Here is a 19189-nt window from a genome sequence, read left to right as displayed (position 1 = left end):
AACTCCATCGCCGCCAACCGGAAGGGCATCCCCATAATATCATAACAATACAATCACTTACTTCATCTGCTGGTACTTAGTCGCATTAGGCACATCCATCTGTGCCAGCATCTGCGCCGCCCGGCTCTTCTCCTGCGGTGGCGCCTTCGAAAATACCTTCTGCAGCTCCCCGGACTTCGCCGCGAAAAACGTCTGCAACAACATCGAATTAGGCACGTCCGAATGAATAGCAAACAACAGGTTCAAACTATTCAGAATCGCCGCCCTCCCCTTCACCGGATCATCATACATCACATCCAAACCCTCCCGGTGATAAGCATACATCGCCTCATGAAACCGGCTGAACTTGGCATTCAATAAATTATCCTGCAACCAGTAACGGTTACGGTTACCTTCAAAAGGCTTCCAGCCACTCACATCCTTCCCGTCAGGCGCATTGCTCACAATGTTCAACGCCTTCTTGAAATATACATCCCCGCCTCCGGGCGAAAAAGAATCATAATCCAATCCCAATATAATATTCACATAGTAAGCCATCACCGCCGTCAGGTTAGATGCCAGCGGATCATTACCCACCACCCGGTTGTCATTGAACTCCAACGGCTGGAACTCCACATAACGGAACAACACATCGTTATCCTGCGTATTCATGATACTGCTTACATAACCGGAGTTAAACACCGGCCGTGTAGCCTGCACCGTCAGCTTCGCCTTATAGGTGTTCCCTCCCACATTCTCCGTCACATTCAACAGGAAATTACATTCTATCCGCTCCGAAGGCGCATAGGAATCATCCGTCCACCGGCGGTTGTTCAGGAATTCTTTCAGGGCTGTCTGTAATGTAGTAAACACCTTGCGGTCAGCGCCAATCACCTGCGCCGCCTGCACGGTCACATTCGCCCGTATCTCCTGCGCCAGCATCCGCACAGGCATCGCAGCCATCAACAATAAGAATAGCCATAGGCTACGGGATACATACAATGGGGCCCGCGCGCCGGCATCAGCACCGGTATACACAACGGTAGTACAATTATTCATGTTGGAGTGCTATTATAGCGGCAACGATATCCTTAGCCACCTCTTGCTTTGATTGCAGTGGTAAGCTCCGCTCCCCGCCATTTTTATCAAATAAGGTTACTTTGTTCGTATCATAATTAAATCCGGCGCCTTCATCATTCAGCGAATTCATTACGATCATATCCAGGTTCTTATCAAACAACTTCTTTAACGCATACTCCTTCTCATTATTGGTCTCCAACGAAAAACCTACCAACAACTGGTCAGCAGATTTGTTGTTGCCCAACGTCCGCAATATATCATGCGTCTTCTCCAACTCAATGTTCATCTCCGCCTCCGTCTTCTTGATCTTCTTATCCACCACATTCTTAGGCCGGTAGTCCGCTACCGCCGCCGCCATCACCACAATATCCGCCAACGGGTAGTTCGCAATACAACTGTTGAACATCTCCGCCGCCGTCTCCACCGGTATCGTCGTAATACCCTCCCCCCGCGCCGTCAAATGCGTAGGACCCAATACCAGCTTCACCGTAGCTCCCGCAGCAGCCAACTCCTCCGCAATCGCTATCCCCATCTTACCACTCGAACGGTTACTGATAAACCGTACCGGGTCTATCGGCTCCACCGTCGGACCCGCCGTCACCAAAGCCATCTTACCCGCCAACGGCAACGCCGCCGCTGCACCAGACTCCGCAAAATGCTGATGCAGATACGACACGATCGCCTCCGGCTCCGACATCCGCCCCTCTCCATACAACCCGCTGGCCAACTCCCCCGTAGCCACCGGCAACTGCCGGTGCCCAAAAGATAACAACCGCTCCACATTCGCCTTCGTCGCCGCATGATGCCACATATCCTCATCCATCGCCGGCGCAAACAACACCGGACAAGTAGCAGATAAATACGTAGCCATCAACAAATTATCACACAACCCCTGCGCCATCTTAGCAATCGTATTCGCCGACGCAGGCGCTATCACCATCACATCCGCCCAACGACCCAACATCACATGGTTATTCCAGCTGTTATTGTCACTCAGGTCAACCACCACCTCATGTTTGGATAATGTAGATAACGTCAGGGGAGTAATAAAATTACAGGCAGATGGGGTCATCACAATTTTTACGTCTGCACCTTCCTTTACCAGCAAACGGGTCAGCGTAGCTACCTTATACGCAGCGATACTGCCGGAAACCCCTAATAAGATTTTCTTTCCTTGAAGCATATATTTCAGTCCTTGGCCCACTGGCCAAAGCCCGCAGACATAGCCGCAGACCAAAAGACAGGAACCCGTTCAAAAACAAAAAGCGGCAGAAATAATCCTGCCGCCATGAAGTTAAATATTTTTCCTAATTATAATCCATCCTATCAGCTGTACAGATCATCGTCATTCCGACGGAAGTAGATCTTGTCATCCAGGAACTCCTGGGTCGCCTGAATAGCCGGGTTGGCCAGACGCTCATAAAAACGGGAGATCTCGATCTGCTCCTTATTCTCGTGCACTTCTTCCAGGTTATCAGTATGGCTGGCAAACTCCTCCAGTTTAGAATGCAGCTCTTCCTTAACGGAAATGTTGATCTGATTGGCGCGTTTGGCTATAACGGCAATAGATTCATACAGGTTACCGGTCCTGTTCTTGATATCGGTAGTGTTCTTTGTCTCTACCCAAGGATTAAGACTATTGGTTAGACTTCTCTTTATCTTGCTCATTATCCAGCGTTTTAATGTTGTTTTGTGCTAAGGTATAATATTTTTCCGCTTCAGGCTTCATTTTGCTGCTCGGATAGTGATCCGCAAAATCCAGGTACTCCGTTAGCACCTGCTCAAAACGTTCCTTCTGCTTGTCTCGGACACTATTCCGCGCATAGTTGAAATATGCCTTGATAGCCATATATTTATAACCGTCGCTCCTATCAGAATCCGGGTAGTTACGCATCAGGCTCTTAAAAGCAATGCCCGCACTCTTGTAATATCCCAGGTTATAATAAAGCTCCGCATTGTTAAACTCCTTCTTCTCCAGCTTCCGCCTGCACAACTCTATCACCAGGTTAGCCTCCGCTACCTTCTCCGCCTGCGGATAGTTGTTGATGAACGTCTGCATCGCCGCAATCGCCTTCATCGTATTTGTCTGATCCAACGTCACCTTCGGAGACTGCTTGTAATAACAATAAGCCTGCATATAATCCACCTCTGTCGCCCTCGGACTGTTCGGAAACGCATCCAGGTAGTTCTTGAAGTGATAGGCAGCCTGCACATAATCCTTCAGGTAATAAGAACAATAAGCGTCCCGGTAATATATATTCTCAAACTTCTCAGTCCCCTTATATACAGGGAACAATTCCTCAAAAACAGTCTGAGCCATCTGGTACTTCTTCTTTTCGAACATCTTATTCGCATACGCCAGCTTCCGCTCAGGATCATTGCTCTTCTCGATCCTACGCAATTCGTTATTGCACGAAGTGGTCACAATTGTAGTCAGTATCCCGGTATATAGTACTATTTTCCGCATAAAAAGGATCGCAAAGTTAAGGATTAAATGTAAATTTAAGGTAGACCGCCTTCTGTAGAAGTTAAAATTTTGCAAAAGCCCACTCCAAATAGTCCTTGAAAACGAACTCATTAATAACCATAAAGAAGCATCCCATATCTTTCTAAAATAAAGACAGATAATTATACATAAAACAAATATATTATTCAATAGTTTCCCCCACCACATACTTCCTACTCCACTTCCTCCCACCCCATAAAAAATACCGCTGCCCTCTTCTTAAACCGTTATTTACCGTCTATTTTTCCCCGAATAGCGATATGCTTCTGTCCACCTCTCCCATAGTTTTCCTATAACATTCCTATATCTCACGTCCACCTCTCCCATAGTTTTCGTATAACATTCCTATACCTCACCTCCACCTCCCATATAACACGCCCATACCATACACCTTCCCCCACCCTACTCACTCCCTCAGGCAACTCCCTTGGCACATATACCCCTCAAAAACCCTGTACGACAAGTCCGAAATGACTCCGTCCCCATTTTATTCACCGCTCCCCTTTTTTATTTCCACTCACTATCCTACTCTCAAACACCCGGCTGATCAGTATCTCCATACTTTAATCACACGAAATGAACATTATCGAACATGTTATTAACATGTATTAAAAACTTATTCACACACAACTTAACAAATTACCACCTAAACCCCACCACGCAGCCAATGGCTTGCTGTGGAAAAAATTTATAATGCCTTTTTTCGTTAAAAAGTGGGAAAAAGTGTTATTTTGTGTTAGAAATTAGATTTCAAAGACTTTCGCCCCATGGTATGATTGGTTTTCTAGGTGAATATGAGGCTACGCTGGATGCAAAAGGGCGCTTTTTACTCCCGGCCGGTTTTAAAAAACAGCTGGGCGAAAGCGCAGGAGAACAGTTTGTCATCAACAGGGGGTTCGAAAAATGCTTGTCTTTGTATCCAATGAACGAATGGCAGCCCATCTTTGAACGTATCAGCAAACTCAACGACTTCGATCCGAAAGTAAGAGAATTTCGCCGGTACTTCCTCAATGGAGCCACTATCCTCGAACTGGATAGCGCCGGCAGACTGCTCATTCCAAAAAACCTAACGTCGTATGCCAACCTCGAAAAAGACATCGTACTGGCAGCGGCAACCAATAAAATAGAGATCTGGGATAAATCAAAATACCAGGAGTTCTTTGAAAATTTCTCACCAGGCGCTTTCAGCGACCTGGCTCAACAGGTAATGGGGGGCGATAACAACCTGTCGATCTAATGAAGCGTATGGAAGAAGGAATGCAATCACAATATCACCTGCCGGTACTACTGCACGAAGTCATCAACCTCCTGCAGATAAAACCCGATGGCGTATACGTAGACGCTACTTTCGGCGGAGGCGGCCACTCAAAGGCCATCCTCGAACGCCTGAGCAGCAAAGGTAAACTCATCGTCTTCGATCAGGACGAAGATGCCTACAACAACCGTATACAAGATGAACGCGTCACCTTCGTCCAACAAAACTTCCGGCACCTGCAACGGTTCCTGAAACTCCATAAAGCCTTCCCAGATGGTATCCTCGCCGACCTCGGCGTATCATCACACCAGTTCGATACCGCCGAAAGAGGATTCAGCACCCGGTTCGATGCAGACCTCGATATGAGAATGGACCAACGCGCCGAAACAACCGCCGCTCAAATCATCAAAACATTCTCAGAAACAAAACTGCAATGGATCTTCCAGGAATATGGAGAAGTCACCAACGCACGTACACTGGCCAAAACCATCGTACAACTGCGCAAAAACCACCCGATCAAAACAATCGCCGAATTCAAAGCGCTCATTCAGCCTATCGTAAAAGGAAATCCGCATAAATACCTCGCTCAGGTATTCCAGGCACTGAGAATCACCGTCAATGACGAAATGGGCGCACTCAAAGAGCTGCTCCAACAAGCCGCTCAAGTCCTGACCCCAGGAGGCAAAGTAGCCATCATCACCTTCCACTCCCTGGAAGATAGATTGGTAAAAAACTTCTTCCGGTCAGGAACATTCGAAGAAAATGATCAGGCATTCTCCTTCGAAAATCCCCCAAGGATCTTCAAACTGATCACAAAAAAACCGGTGACCGCCTCCGCAGAGGAACTGAAAATAAACGCCAGATCCAGAAGCGCTAAACTAAGGGTCGCCGAAAAATTGTAAAAAACAGCTTCCTATATATCAGCGATGACAACAGCTACGCCGTGATCCAAATCACCTCGCAGCCAGCCGATAAAGTAAAAGCCTACCCGCGTCATCATCAATAACGACGCAGCACAGGCAATTATATCAGCACATCCCTGAAGTCCTACCCTATTTAAATGCTATTTTGACCAAATTTTTTATCGCGATGAATACATTGCAGGAAGAGGATATAGAAACAGTACCAGATAAAGACGATCACGTAGAAGAGAACGTCACCCCACTCGATACCAAAAAAGAGTGGCGACTCCGTATCAACTACAAGGCCATGACTCAAAACATGCCCTTTATCCTGTTTCTTGCCCTGCTAGCACTGATATATATCGCTAACAGCCACCTGGCTGAAAAAAAGATCCGCAGGATCAACAAACTGGGCAAAGAAATTAAAGAACTCAAATGGGAATATCTAAACGTTAAAAGCGAACTGATGTTCCGAAGCAAAATGAGCGAAGTAAGCAAAGCAGTGGAACCACTAGGCCTTAAACAACTGAACATGCCACCGCAGAAAATCGTCCAGCCCAACACAGAAAAAAAAGAATAATGTCATATAAATCCCCCCGGCCTTAAAACCAGGGGACTAATAATAAAAATTGGAAGTAAAAAAAGACATATTATGGCGAGTCTATTTGTGCTTGATTGGCATGGTGCTCTTCGGCGTCGCCATATTGGCAAAAGTATTTTACATCCAACACGTTAAAGGCCCCTACTGGCGAAACATGGCCGACAGCCTCCACACCCAATACGTGGAACTCGACGCCGATCGCGGTACCATCTACTCCGAAGAAGGTAGAATGCTTTCTACCTCCATCCCATACTTCGATATCAGGGTGGACTTCGCCGCAGATGGCCTCCGAGATAAAAATGGCAAAGTCTTCAAAGAAAATGCAGACTCCCTCGCCTATCGCCTCTCCATCCTGTTCGGAGATAAAACACCGGCCGAATACAAAACATTACTCCGCGAAGGCTACAAAAGCAAAGACCGGTACTTCCTGCTCAAACGCAACGTACCGTTCGATCAATACCAGCAACTAAGAGCCTTCCCCATGTTCCGCCTCGGCCCTAATAAAGGCGGCATGATCGCTGAAACAGAAAACAAACGCATCAACCCGTTCAAACTGCTGGCCAACAGAACCATCGGTCTCGCACGGGAAAATGCCCAAAACGTAGGCCTCGAAAGAACCTACGACGAATACCTAAAAGGAGTCACCGGTAAACGGCTTATGCGCCGAATCGCCGGTGGCACCTTCGTTCCGGTAGAAGGATACGATATCGAACCCGAAAATGGCCGCGATGTCGTTACCACCATAGATGTCAATATGCAGGACATCGTCGAAACCGCCCTCATGAACATGATGGTGAAAAACGAAGCCGAACATGGCACCTGCATACTCATGGAAGTAAAAACCGGCAAAATAAAAGCAATCGCCAACCTCGGCCGACAACCAGATGGCAGCTACTTCGAAGATATGAACTATGCCCTCCAGGTCGCAGAACCCGGATCCACCTTCAAAGTAGCCACCATCATCTCCGTATTGGAAGATAAATACGCCACCATCAACGATAAAGTCGACCTGAACTATGGCGTATGGAAAGTCGGCAGGAGAACAGTGTACGACTCAGAAAGACACCATCGTACCACCGTAAGCATTCAACAGGCTTTCGAACTGAGCTCCAACGTAGGCATGGCAAAACTGGCAGTACAGTACTATAGTCGAAAACCAAACGCTTTCGTCGCACACCTTAAGAAATTAAAACTCGACCAAAGCACCGGCATCGACCTCGTAGGAGAAGGACACCCGGTCATCAAAACCACCGCCTCTAAAACCTGGAGCGCTACCAGCCTCCCCTGGATGGCTTTCGGTTATGAAGTCCTCGTAAGCCCCCTGCAAACCTGCATGCTGTACAACGCCATCGCTAACAATGGTAAAATGATGAAACCTTACCTCGTCAACTCCATCATGGAATACGGTAAAGTCATCAAAGAATACCAACCCTCCGTCGTGTTGGATAGCATCGCCTCCCAACGCACCGTGAGACAACTCAGAAGAATGCTCGAAGGTGTAGTCCTCAATGGTACCGCCAAAAAACTCTGGACACCATACTACACATACGCCGCAAAAACAGGCACCGCCCTCGTCGCCAATGGCAACAGAGGATACGCCGACAAAATATACCAGTCATCATTCGCCGGATATTTCCCGGCCAATGATCCGCAATACACCTGTGTAGTCGTCATCAAGAACAAACCGCATGCGTTACAGTTCTATGGCGCCTCCGTAGCTGGACCCGTCTTCCGGGAAGTAGCCGACAAACTCTACGCCATCGCCGTAGACCGGCAACAACCCATGACCGCCAAACCACAGGTCGATACACTCCTCGCCATGAAAGCAGGCAGAAGCGGAGAATGGAAAGAAATTTTAAATACCCTGCATCTACCCATGCAGGGTAACGTCAATAACAATAACTGGGTCAACGCGAAAGTCAACGACAAAAAAGTCGCTTTCCAACCCATCACACAGGCCAAAGGCGCTGTGCCCGACGTTACCGGAATGGGTCTCAAAGACGCACTCTACCTGCTCGAAAATGCAGGCATGCGCGTAGTAATCAAAGGCGCCGGAAAAGTAAAGACACAGTCAATACCCGGCGGCGCCAAACTGGCTAAAGATCAGACGATCACAATAGAACTGAGCTAATGAAGACGTTGCGCGACATATTGTATAATGTAAACATACTCGCCGTTCATGGGAATAGTGATATCCCCGTGAACGCTTTGAGCATCGATTCCAGGAACATCCGTCCCGGCGATACCTTCATCGCCATCAAAGGCGCACACAGCGATGGACATACCTACATCGATAAAGCCATCAGCCTCGGCGCCAACGCCATCATCTGCGAATCAATACCCGAATCCCAACACAATAACGTCGCCTACATCCAGGTAAGCAACAGCGCCACCGCTTGCGGTATCATGGCGGGCAACTTCTACGATAACCCGTCCCGTAAACTGCAACTCGTCGGCGTCACCGGTACCAATGGCAAAACCACCATCGCTACCCTCCTGTTCCGCCTCTTCACCGGCCTCGGCCACCACTGCGGACTACTGTCCACCGTACAAAACCAGATCGGTAACACCGTCGTACCCGCCACCCACACCACCCCCGATGCCATCAGCCTCAACGCACTGCTGGCACAAATGGTACAGGAAGGCTGCGACTACGCATTCATGGAAGTAAGCTCCCACGCCATCCACCAACAACGGATCGCAGGTCTGCATTTCGCCGGAGGCATATTCTCCAACATCACCCATGATCACCTCGACTATCACAAAACATTCGATGAATACATCCGTGTGAAAAAAGCATTCTTCGATGCCCTCCCCACATCAGCGTTCGCCATCACGAACCTCGATGATAGACGTGGCAACGTTATGCTCCAAAACACAAGGGCAAAAAAAGCAACATACAGCCTACGCACCATCGCAGACTTCAAAGGCAAAATCCTCGAGAACAACCTCACCGGATTGATCATGCAAATAGGCGAAGACGAAGTACACTTCCGCCTCATCGGCGAATTCAATGCCTATAACCTCCTCGCAGTATACGGAGCAGCCGTACTCCTGGAGAAACCAAAAACCGAAGTACTGCAGATACTGAGCAACATCACCGGCGCAGAAGGCCGCTTCGACTACATCGTATCCAACAACGAAAGGATCATCGGTATCGTCGACTACGCCCACACCCCCGATGCCCTGCTCAACGTACTGGCCACCATCAAAAACCTGCGTAAAGGTCACGAACAAATCATTACCGTCGTAGGCTGCGGAGGCGATCGCGATACCACCAAAAGGCCCATCATGGCCCAGGTAGCCGTCGAACACAGCGATAAGGTCATCTTCACCTCAGACAATCCAAGGTCCGAAGACCCGGCCGCCATCATCCAAGAAATGGAAACCGGCGTCCCCGTCCACCTGAAGAAAAAAACCTTATCCATCACCGACCGCAAAGAAGCCATCAAAACCGCCTGCAGCCTCGCCAACAAAGAAGATATCATCCTCGTCGCCGGAAAAGGCCACGAAAAATACCAGGATATCAATGGGACCAAACATCCCTTCGATGATAAAAAAGTGCTGCAGGAAATGATGACGCTGATGGACAAATAATATCGTTCCCCGCAAAAGGAACATCGACAACTAAACTAAACACGCGATCCGGCCAGTAACCAGATCGCCGACAACTGAGACTAACTAACTGTATGTTATATTACTTTTTTGAATTTTTAAACGCTAAGTTTCACCTGAGCGGAAGCGGTATGTTTCAGTTCATTACCTTCCGTGTCACCATGGCCCTGCTGCTCTCACTGGCCATCACTTTGCTCATGGGGAAAAGTATCGTAAGATTCCTCCAACGCAAACAAATCGGTGAAACCATCCGTAACCTCGGCCTCGCCGGCGAGAATACCAAAAAAGGTACACCCACCATGGGCGGACTGATCATACTGTCCGCCATCGTCATCCCCACCCTCCTGTTCGCTCAAGTCAAAACCGTGTACATATGGCTCATGCTCCTCTGCACCGTATGGCTCGGCCTCATCGGTTTCATCGATGACTATATCAAAGTATTCAAAAAGAATAAAGAAGGCCTCGCCGGCAGATTCAAACTCCTCGGCCAGATCGGCCTCGGCCTCATCATAGGTACCACCCTCTACTTCAATGAAGATGTTGTCATCTCCCGCGAAGTGCAGGGCGCCACCAAACTCGCCCCCTACGAACGCCAGATCGCACAAAGCGAAAGAGTCACCAAAGATGGACAACGTTTCGTCGACGTAAAAACACCCATCACCACCATCCCGTTCGTTAAAAGCCACGAATTCAACTACGCCAGGCTCATCTCCTGGATACCTGGCGCAGAAAAATATACCTGGGTCATCTATATCCTCATCGTCATCTTTATTGTCACCGCCGTTTCCAATGGTGCCAATATCACCGATGGTCTCGATGGCCTCGCCACCGGCGTATCCGCCGTCATCGGCATCTGCCTCGGCATATTCGCTTACGTATCCGGCAACATACAGTTCGCCGACTACCTCAATATCATGTACATCCCCCACCTCGGCGAACTATCCATATTCATAGCCGCCTTCGTGGGTGCCTGCGTAGGATTCCTCTGGTACAACGCATACCCCGCCCAGGTATTCATGGGCGACACCGGCAGCCTCGCACTGGGTGGCATCATCGCCTCCCTCGCCATCATCGTACGCAAAGAACTACTCATACCCATCTTCTGTGGCGTATTCCTCGTAGAACTCCTGAGCGTCATGATCCAGGTGTCCTACTTCAAATACACCAAAAAGAAGTACGGAGAAGGCCGCCGCGTATTCCTGATGTCACCGCTGCATCACCACTATCAGAAACTAGGCTACCACGAAAGTAAAATAGCCGTTCGCTTTTGGATCATCACCGTGATGTGCGTAGCATTCGCCATCGCAACACTAAAAATGAGATAGCTAATAACTAATAATAACAACAGATAAAATCATAGTCGCGTGGATAAAAAAATAGTCATACTGGGTGCAGGAGAAAGCGGAATTGGCGCCGCCTTGCTGGCAAAACAGCAGGGGTATGACGTATTCGTATCCGATGGCGGCAACATAAAAGACATCTACCGGCAGGAACTCGCCGTCAACCACATCACCTTCGAAGAAGGTCAACACTCCTGGGATATCATCCTCGGCGCCGACGAAATCGTCAAAAGCCCGGGCATCCCCGAGAAAACTGACCTGATGAAAAAAGTACGCGAACGCAACATCCCAGTCATCTCGGAAATAGAACTGGCATATCGCTTCAGCAAAGACAGCAAAATCATCGCCATCACCGGTAGCAATGGCAAAAGCACCACCACCGCACTCACCTACCACCTGTTCCATACCGCCGGCCTCAAAGCCGCCATGGTAGGTAATATCGGCATCAGCTACGCCAGACAAGTCGCCACCGAACCGGCAGACTATTATATCATAGAAGTAAGCAGCTTCCAACTGGACGATATCAAAGAATTTAAACCCAACGTAGCCATCCTCCTCAATATCACCCCAGACCACCTGGACAGATATGAGTACAAAATGGAAAACTACGTGGCCTCCAAATTCCGTATCGCCATGAACCAGACTGCAGAAGATTATTTTGTTTATTGTAAGGACGACATGGAGATCAGCAACTACTTGGAAAAGCAACCCATTAACTCAACTTCAATACCATTTACTCTCATGGAACCATTGAAACTAGGCGGATTTATAGCCAATGACCAGATGAACATCCTGGTGAGTGATGAACCGGTAATCGTATCCATTTATGACCTCGCCCTCAAAGGCAAACATAACTGGTACAACTCCATGGCCGCCGGCATAGCCGGTAAAACCATGAACATTCGCAACGAAAAAATACGCGAAAGCCTCGCTTCCTTCAAAAGCCTGGAACATCGCATGGAATACGTCGCCACCGTAAAAGGGATCGACTTCATTAACGATAGCAAAGCCACCAACGTCAATTCCCTCTGGTTCGCCCTCGAAAGCATGGAACAACCTGTCGTACTCATAATGGGTGGAGTCGATAAAGGAAATGACTATAGCGCTATCAGAGAACTCGTTAAAGAAAAAGTAAAAGGTATCATCTGCCTCGGTATAGACAATACGCCCATCGAACGCGCGTTGTCAGCAGATACCCCCGCAATGATCAATACCACCAGCATGAAAGCAGCCGTAGAAGCTGCCTTCAAACTGGGCGCCAAAGGAGACGTAGTACTACTCTCTCCCGCCTGCGCCAGCTTCGACCTCTTCAAAAATTATGAAGATAGAGGCAAACAGTTCAAAGAGGCCGTAAGAGAACTATAGACAGAACATAAGAACATAACGACAGGCAAAAAGAGCATCACCATATCTGAAACAAAACAAGAAGAAGGTAAACGATTAGATGGACAGCTTACTTCATAGGACGAAAGGCGACAGGGTCATCTGGACGATAGTAGTATTCCTATCGCTCGTGAGCCTGCTGGCCGTATACAGCTCCACCGGTTCCCTCGCATACAGGGAACGGGGCGGCCATACCGAGTATTACCTGCTCAAACAACTGTCCGTACTCGTACTGGGGATACTGATCATCTATTTCGCACACCGGGTTAACTACACCATCTACTCCCGCGCCGCACAAATAGGATTCATCATCTCCATACCACTGCTCATATACACCCTGGCATTCGGCTCGCATATCAATGATGCCAGCCGCTGGATCAGACTGCCCATCATCAATCTTACCTTCCAAACATCAGATGTAGCCAAACTGGCCATATTCATGTACGTAAGCCGGCAACTGTCCAAAAGACAACATGTCATCACCGACTTTAAAAAAGGCTTCCTGCCCATCATCATACCCGTCGGTGTCATCTGCTTACTCATCATGCCCGCCAATATGAGTACCGCCCTGCTGCTCGGAGCCAGCTGCATGCTGCTCTGCTTCATCGGCCGCGTACCCGTCAAATACCTGCTCACCATGATAGGCGCTGGCCTCATCGGTATCATCCTCGTCATCCTCGTCGCCCAAATCAGCGGCATGGAAATGCGTAGCAAAACCTGGGGCAAACGCCTCGATAGCTTCCTGCACGACGATCATAACGAACTACCCTACCAGGTACAACAAGCCAATATCGCCATCGCCGGCGGCGGCATCTTAGGTAAAGGACCCGGAAACAGCACTCAACGCAACTTCCTGCCTCACGCCTACTCCGACTACATCTACGCTACCATCATTGAAGAATATGGCGTCTTCGGCGCTTTCCTCATACTGGGTGCATACCTCCTGCTGTTACTACGCAGCATCAGGATATTCAAAAACTGTCCCTACGCCTTCGGAGCATTCCTGGCACTGGGACTCAGCGTCACCCTCGTCATCCAGGCAATGACAAACATGGCCGTCAACGTCGGCCTGTTCCCGGTTACAGGGGTAACACTACCACTGGTAAGCATGGGCGGTTCCTCCGTACTGTTTACCAGCCTCGCCATCGGCATCATCCTCAGCGTATCCCGCAACGTGGAAGAACTCGAAGGCAAAAAAGCAGAACAGGAAAGAATCGCCAAAGTAATGGCAGCACAACAACTCGAAACAGCAGAAGCTTAAAGACTAATAAAAAAGTATACATGATGCAACGCAAAGTAATTATAGCAGGTGGTGGTACAGGAGGACATATCTTCCCGGCCATCGCTATCGCCAATGCGTTGAAAAAAATAGATCCGCAGACCGATATCCTGTTCGTTGGCGCCGTCGGCAAAATGGAAATGGAAAAAGTGCCTCAGGCAGGATATCCTATAGAAGGCCTCGAAATAGCCGGATTCAACCGCAGCAATATCTTTAAAAACATACTGCTGCCATTCAAAATATTAAAAAGCCTGAGCAAGGCAAAACGTATCCTCAAAGAATTCCAACCCAACGTCGTCGTTGGCGTCGGCGGATACGCCTCCTTCCCCATGCTCAGACAAGCCCAGCGAAAGGGTATGCCCACCCTCATCCAGGAACAGAACTCCTTCGCCGGCAAAACCAACATGATACTGGGCAAACGCGCAAATAAAATCTGCGTCGCCTACGATAACATGGAGAAATTCTTCCCGGCTGATAAGATACTCCTCACCGGCAACCCCGTTAGAGGTAGCATCACCCAGTCCGCAGTCACCAAAGAAGAAGCCATGCAATACTTCTCCCTGCGGCCGGAAAGAAAAACAATATTCGCCGTAGGAGGTAGCCTCGGCGCCAAATCCATCAACGAAGGACTGCAACCACTGTTGCAACAATTCGTAGAAAAAGATATACAACTGATCTGGCAAACAGGGAAACCGTACTACGAAACAGCCAAAGCCGCTGCTTCCCCCTACGCCTCCCATATCAAAGTCTTTGACTTCATCAACCTCATGGACTTTGCCTACAAAGCAGCAGATGTAGTCATCTCCCGCGCAGGCGCACTGGCCATCGCAGAACTCTGCGTAGTGAAAAAACCGGTCATCTTCATCCCGTACCCATTCGCGGCAGAAGACCACCAGACATTCAACGCCAAAAGCCTCGTAGATAAACACGCTGCACTCATGATCAAAGACAGCGAAGCCGCCGCCCAGCTAGGCAACACCGTGTTCAGCCTCATCCAGAATAAGGCCCTCATGGAACAGCTGGAACAAAACATCGCCGCGCTGGGCAACCCCAACGCCGATATGACAATAGCAAGAGAAGTGACTTACTTGATTAAATAGATTATGGATCTGAACAGCATAAATAGAGTGTATTTCATTGGTATAGGTGGCATCGGAATGAGCGCCATCGCCCGATTCTTCAACGAAAAGGGCGTCCACGTGAGCGGGTACGATCGTACAGAAACCCCCCTCACCAAACAGCTCAGCGCCGAAGGTATGCACATCCACTACACCGATGATATCAACCTGCTGGACCCTCAGACCTCCCTCGTCGTATACACACCAGCCATACCTGTCACACACGCAGAACTCAACTGGTACCGCGAAAAAGGTTTCGAAGTAGTGAAACGCAGCGACGTACTCCGCGAGATCACCCGCGAACTGTTCGCCATCACCGTAGGTGGCACCCATGGCAAAACCACCGTGTCCACCATGATCGCTCACCTGCTCACCCACAGCGGATATGGCTGTAACGCCTTCCTGGGTGGCATCAGCGTCAACTACGACAAAAACTTCTGGAGCAGCAACAAACCGGTCGCCGTCATCGAAGCCGATGAATACGATCGCTCATTCCTTAAACTCAATCCCGACATCGCCGTACTGACCGCCATGGACGCCGATCACCTCGACATATACGGCACCGAATCCGATATGCAGGACGCTTTCATCCAGTACACACACAACATAAAACCAAATGGTACCCTGCTCGCCCGTTTCGGCCTGCCTCGCGCCCATGAACTCAAAGCAGACAATAAACTGGTATACAGCTTGCAGAACGATGCGGCTAACATATATGCCGCCAACATCCGCATGATACATGGAGGCTACGAATTCGACGTCATCCAGCAAGATTGGATGATCGACAACGTCCACCTGCACATCGGTGGTATGCACAACGTAGAAAATGCCGTAGTAGCCGTAGCCGTAGCACACCTCCTGGGTATCGATGCCGCCAAGATCAGAGCCGCACTGGCAGACTTCAAAGGCATCAAACGTAGATTCGAATACGTGATCAAAAGCGATCACCAGGTATATATCGACGACTATGCACACCATCCCGAAGAATTGCGCGCACTCATCACCAGCGCCAAAGCACTCTTCCCGGGAAAAACATGCACCGTCATCTTCCAGCCACACCTGTATAGCCGCACCCGCGACCTCGTAGAGGGCTTCGCCGAAAGCCTCTCCCTCGCAGACCAGGTGATACTGCTACCCATATACCCGGCACGTGAACTGCCCATCGAAGGCATCACCAGCGATATCATCGCCGCTAAGATCAAAAACACCGATGTACTCCAACTGTCAAAAGAAGAAGTACTCGAATGGCTGAAAGCAAATACCGCCCCGCTACTCATTACCGCAGGCGCCGGCGATATCGATCAGCTCAAAGAACCAATAAAAGAAATTTTAAACGGAAAGCCGCCCAAAGAGCAGCTTACGTAAATAGATAAAAGAATTATCAACATGCAGATACAAACACGCAAAGCTTTAAAACGCGCAGGTACAGCCGTCCTCTGGATAGCTGCACTGACAGGCTTTGTCGTGCTCCTCGCAGCCGCCGTTCAAGACAAAGAAACAGCTACCTGCAAAGGCATCGTTGTCAAATTCTCCGGCAATGACGACAACTTCTTCATCGAAGAAAAAGACATCAAAGCCCTCATCACCAAAGAAAAAACAAACAACCCTGTCGGAAAAACAATAGGCAGCATCAACATAGCACAGCTGGAATCCATCGTATCAAAAGATCCTTGGGTAAAAGAAGCCGATATCTTCCTCGACAATCACCAATACCTCAATATCAAGGTAACACAGCGTGAACCCGTCGCCAGGATATTCACCTTCTCCGGCAACAGCTTCTACCTCGATACTCAGGGCGAACGTATCCCCGTATCATCCAGGTACGCCGCCAGAGTACCCGTATTCACAGGATTCCCCGTCGATGCCAGCCGCCTGCAAAAAGCAGACAGCCTGCTCAGCACCGAAATAGTTAATATGGGCCACTTCCTCACAGAAGACCCCTTCTGGATGGCACAGGTAGAACAGGTAATCATCACCGGCGATCGCAAATTCGAACTGGTACCAAAACTCGGCGACCATATCATCGAATTCGGCGAAGGAGAAAACATAGCAAAAAAGTTTGGCAAGCTTATGGCTTTCTATAAAGAAGGACTCAGCAAAGTAGGTTGGAATAACTATACCCGCATCAATATCGCTTACGAAAATGAAGTGGTATGCACCCGCAAAGATGGTTACACCACGCCAACGCCACAACGACCTCCTGCCGATACCTCCAGGTTCGAACCCGATCAAACCATGGAGCCCGAAAACGCAACCGACGAAGAAACAACGGTACAACCAGCAACACTGGCCGCCAATACAGCGCCCAAACCTGCCGGTAAACCAGCGGAAAAACCAACACCAACGCATACTGTAAAAAAAGAAACAGCAGCGCCGGTAAAAAAGGTAACGCCGCCCAAAAAAGCAACAACAGTCAAAAAAATAGAAAAACCTGCTGCTACAGCAGCAAAACACAAAGGAAAGGATCTGACCGGCCCGCAGCAGCAACAGCCGAAAGCAATTTACAAACCGGTGAAGAAATCTGTCAACACAACAAAAAACAATAAAACGCCATGAATCAGGAAGCTCCCATCATTGTAGGCCTGGATATCGGAACTACGAAGATTGCTGCCATTGCAGGAAGGAAGAATGAATACGGGAAACTGGAAATCCTGGGATTCGGTAAAGCGCCGTCCTTCGGTGTACAGCACGGTATGGTGCTCAACATCGATCAGACAATTAAAGCAATACGTCAGGCGCTTGAAAACTGTTATGCCTCGAATCCAAACCTGGAGATCAATGAAGTGTACGTGGGGATTGCAGGGCACCATATCAAAAGTCTCCAGACAAGAGGAGACATCGTTCGCAACGATACAGATGCAGAAATATCACAGAAAGATATAGATCAGCTGATCAATGATCAATATAAAACCGTGATCCCCGCCAGTGACCAGATCATTGACGTGATCCCGCAACAATATATCGTCGACAGCCTCCAGAATATCACCTATCCCATCGGCATGTCCGGTGTCAAAGTAGGCGCTAACTTCCATATCATCACCGGCGATAAAAACGCTATCCGAAACATCAACCGCAGCGTCGAAAAATCCGGCCTTAAGATCCGCGATCTCGTATTACAACCGCTGGCCTCCGCCGCCGCCGTAATGTGCGATATGGACTTCGAAGCCGGCGTCGCCATCGTCGATATAGGGGGCGGTACCACCGACCTCGCCGTGTTCTACGAAGGTATCCTCAAACACACCGCAGTCATCCCATACGGTGGTGAAAATATCACCAACGATATTAAAAATGGCCTCGGCGTACTCAAAACACAGGCAGAACAGATGAAAGTACAATTTGGCTACGCCCTCGCCGACGAAGCCAAAAACAATGCTTACATCACCATACCAGGTCTCCGCGGTCAAAGCCCCAAAGAGATCTCCGTTAAAAACCTCGCCCACATCATCCAGGCACGCATGAGCGAAATACTCGACTTCGTCGTTTATCACCTCAAACAAATCGGCATGGACAATAAGATGCTCAATGGCGGTATCATCCTCACAGGTGGTGGCTCCCAACTCAAACATCTTATCCAGCTCACCGAATATACCACCGGCGTAAACGCTCGCATCGGATACCCGAACGAACACCTCGCCAGCGGCCATATCGACGAGCTCACCAAACCAATGTACGCCACCTGCGTAGGCCTCATTCTCAAAGGATACAACGACTTCGAAAACGATCGCCGCGCCCTCGAAGAAAACTATGTAAAGATCAACACCAGCTACATTGCCAAAGAACAAGCCGCACAGGCTGCCTCCACAGATGATCAGTGGGAACAGCAGGAAGAAGAAGAAACATTACCAACACCCGAACAGATACAGGACAGAAAAGTAAAGGAACGTAACGCTTCGCTCAAATCATTCCTCGACCGGATGAAAACGAAGATCATAGACATGTTCACAGAAGAAGAAGATACTAAACTATAACAAACAACAGATCGGTTAAATGGCGTAATTGTTGCAGCCTCAAACGTTTCTTTAAATCATGAAGAATTAATACATAACAGGGACAAAAACCTTTAGCATGAACAAGAAACCATTTGACAGTAAAGAATTAAAGAATACAACTACTAACCCATAAAAGATAGAG

General features: G+C 48.8%; 16 protein-coding genes. 12 read left to right on the top strand and 4 right to left on the bottom strand.

The genetic code is table 11. The features are described 5' to 3' along the window. Positions 1-57: 57 nt before the first annotated feature. From porD to KTO58_RS00225, 4 genes are all read right to left on the bottom strand, one after another. Positions 58-1038 (bottom strand): type IX secretion system protein PorD, encoded by a 981-nt coding sequence (gene porD / locus KTO58_RS00240; protein WP_225859984.1) that lies wholly within the window; start codon positions 1036-1038, stop codon positions 58-60. Next, positions 1031-2242, bottom strand: coding sequence for a bifunctional phosphopantothenoylcysteine decarboxylase/phosphopantothenate--cysteine ligase CoaBC (coaBC, locus tag KTO58_RS00235; RefSeq protein ID WP_095841771.1), 1212 nt, complete (start codon positions 2240-2242; stop codon positions 1031-1033). Before coaBC ends, porD begins: the two co-directional genes overlap by 8 nt. Before the next feature lie 143 nt (positions 2243-2385). Further along, on the bottom strand, positions 2386-2727 hold the full coding sequence (locus KTO58_RS00230; protein WP_095841316.1) for a DNA-directed RNA polymerase subunit omega: 342 nt from the start codon (positions 2725-2727) through the stop codon (positions 2386-2388). After that, positions 2696-3526 (bottom strand): outer membrane protein assembly factor BamD, encoded by an 831-nt coding sequence (locus KTO58_RS00225; RefSeq protein WP_095841317.1) that lies wholly within the window; start codon positions 3524-3526, stop codon positions 2696-2698. The genes KTO58_RS00230 and KTO58_RS00225 overlap by 32 nt, the downstream gene beginning before the upstream one ends. Before the next feature lie 811 nt (positions 3527-4337). On the opposite strand from KTO58_RS00225, the gene mraZ reads away from it, so the two are divergent. From mraZ to ftsA, 12 genes are all read left to right on the top strand, one after another. Continuing rightward, positions 4338-4802, top strand: a complete 465-nt coding sequence (gene mraZ / locus KTO58_RS00220; RefSeq protein ID WP_095841318.1) for a division/cell wall cluster transcriptional repressor MraZ — start codon at positions 4338-4340, stop codon at positions 4800-4802. Beyond that, a complete protein-coding gene (rsmH, locus tag KTO58_RS00215) occupies positions 4802-5722 on the top strand; it encodes a 16S rRNA (cytosine(1402)-N(4))-methyltransferase RsmH (RefSeq protein WP_225859983.1) in 921 nt (306 codons plus the stop codon). The genes mraZ and rsmH overlap by 1 nt, the downstream gene beginning before the upstream one ends. A 187-nt stretch (positions 5723-5909) precedes the next feature. Next, positions 5910-6302: an FtsL-like putative cell division protein gene (locus KTO58_RS00210; protein WP_225859982.1), complete on the top strand. Its 393-nt coding sequence runs from the start codon at positions 5910-5912 to the stop codon at positions 6300-6302. A gap of 85 nt (positions 6303-6387) precedes the next feature. After that, positions 6388-8454: a PASTA domain-containing penicillin-binding protein gene (locus KTO58_RS00205; protein WP_225859981.1), complete on the top strand. Its 2067-nt coding sequence runs from the start codon at positions 6388-6390 to the stop codon at positions 8452-8454. Continuing rightward, positions 8454-9920 carry a UDP-N-acetylmuramoyl-L-alanyl-D-glutamate--2,6-diaminopimelate ligase gene (locus KTO58_RS00200; RefSeq protein ID WP_095841320.1) on the top strand — a complete coding sequence of 489 codons (1467 nt, stop codon included), beginning with the start codon at positions 8454-8456 and terminating at the stop codon, positions 9918-9920. Before KTO58_RS00205 ends, KTO58_RS00200 begins: the two co-directional genes overlap by 1 nt. A 92-nt stretch (positions 9921-10012) precedes the next feature. Next, the gene (gene mraY, locus KTO58_RS00195; RefSeq protein WP_095841321.1) at positions 10013-11263 is read left to right on the top strand and encodes a phospho-N-acetylmuramoyl-pentapeptide-transferase; all 1251 of its coding nucleotides are present in this window, start codon (positions 10013-10015) and stop codon (positions 11261-11263) included. Between the two features lie 39 nt (positions 11264-11302). Beyond that, positions 11303-12643 (top strand): UDP-N-acetylmuramoyl-L-alanine--D-glutamate ligase, encoded by a 1341-nt coding sequence (murD, locus tag KTO58_RS00190; protein ID WP_095841322.1) that lies wholly within the window; start codon positions 11303-11305, stop codon positions 12641-12643. A 79-nt stretch (positions 12644-12722) separates the two neighbouring features. Then, on the top strand, positions 12723-13922 hold the full coding sequence (locus KTO58_RS00185) for an FtsW/RodA/SpoVE family cell cycle protein (protein ID WP_095841323.1): 1200 nt from the start codon (positions 12723-12725) through the stop codon (positions 13920-13922). 20 nt (positions 13923-13942) lie between these two features. After that, positions 13943-15040: an undecaprenyldiphospho-muramoylpentapeptide beta-N-acetylglucosaminyltransferase gene (murG, locus tag KTO58_RS00180; protein ID WP_225859980.1), complete on the top strand. Its 1098-nt coding sequence runs from the start codon at positions 13943-13945 to the stop codon at positions 15038-15040. Positions 15041-15043: 3 nt separating this feature from the next. Further along, complete coding sequence (gene murC, locus KTO58_RS00175) at positions 15044-16423, top strand: UDP-N-acetylmuramate--L-alanine ligase (RefSeq protein ID WP_225859979.1); 1380 nt, start codon at positions 15044-15046, stop codon at positions 16421-16423. Positions 16424-16444: 21 nt separating this feature from the next. Continuing rightward, positions 16445-17614 (top strand): cell division protein FtsQ/DivIB, encoded by a 1170-nt coding sequence (locus KTO58_RS00170; RefSeq protein WP_095841325.1) that lies wholly within the window; start codon positions 16445-16447, stop codon positions 17612-17614. Continuing rightward, positions 17611-19026 (top strand): cell division protein FtsA, encoded by a 1416-nt coding sequence (gene ftsA, locus KTO58_RS00165; RefSeq protein WP_095841326.1) that lies wholly within the window; start codon positions 17611-17613, stop codon positions 19024-19026. Before KTO58_RS00170 ends, ftsA begins: the two co-directional genes overlap by 4 nt. The last annotated feature ends 163 nt before the right edge of the window (positions 19027-19189 follow it).

Origin of the sequence: Chitinophaga pendula, assembly GCF_020386615.1 — a bacterium.
Lineage (GTDB): Bacteria > Bacteroidota > Bacteroidia > Chitinophagales > Chitinophagaceae > Chitinophaga > Chitinophaga pendula.
This window is presented reverse-complemented; position numbering and strand designations above follow the sequence as displayed.

Bases quoted from the DNA above. Each gene is read 5' to 3' on its own strand.
- murG (WP_225859980.1), top strand. From the start codon at position 13,943: ATGATGCAACGCAAAGTAATTATAGCAGGTGGTGGTACAGGAGGACAT.
- rsmH (WP_225859983.1), top strand. From the start codon at position 4,802: ATGAAGCGTATGGAAGAAGGAATGCAATCACAATATCACCTGCCGGTA.
- KTO58_RS00185 (WP_095841323.1), top strand. From the start codon at position 12,723: ATGGACAGCTTACTTCATAGGACGAAAGGCGACAGGGTCATCTGGACG.
- KTO58_RS00230 (WP_095841316.1), bottom strand. From the start codon at position 2,727: ATGAGCAAGATAAAGAGAAGTCTAACCAATAGTCTTAATCCTTGGGTA.
- ftsA (WP_095841326.1), top strand. From the start codon at position 17,611: ATGAATCAGGAAGCTCCCATCATTGTAGGCCTGGATATCGGAACTACG.
- mraY (WP_095841321.1), top strand. From the start codon at position 10,013: ATGTTATATTACTTTTTTGAATTTTTAAACGCTAAGTTTCACCTGAGC.
- KTO58_RS00225 (WP_095841317.1), bottom strand. From the start codon at position 3,526: ATGCGGAAAATAGTACTATATACCGGGATACTGACTACAATTGTGACC.
- porD (WP_225859984.1), bottom strand. From the start codon at position 1,038: ATGAATAATTGTACTACCGTTGTGTATACCGGTGCTGATGCCGGCGCG.
- murC (WP_225859979.1), top strand. From the start codon at position 15,044: ATGGATCTGAACAGCATAAATAGAGTGTATTTCATTGGTATAGGTGGC.
- KTO58_RS00170 (WP_095841325.1), top strand. From the start codon at position 16,445: ATGCAGATACAAACACGCAAAGCTTTAAAACGCGCAGGTACAGCCGTC.
- mraZ (WP_095841318.1), top strand. From the start codon at position 4,338: ATGATTGGTTTTCTAGGTGAATATGAGGCTACGCTGGATGCAAAAGGG.
- coaBC (WP_095841771.1), bottom strand. From the start codon at position 2,242: ATGCTTCAAGGAAAGAAAATCTTATTAGGGGTTTCCGGCAGTATCGCT.
- KTO58_RS00210 (WP_225859982.1), top strand. From the start codon at position 5,910: ATGAATACATTGCAGGAAGAGGATATAGAAACAGTACCAGATAAAGAC.
- KTO58_RS00200 (WP_095841320.1), top strand. From the start codon at position 8,454: ATGAAGACGTTGCGCGACATATTGTATAATGTAAACATACTCGCCGTT.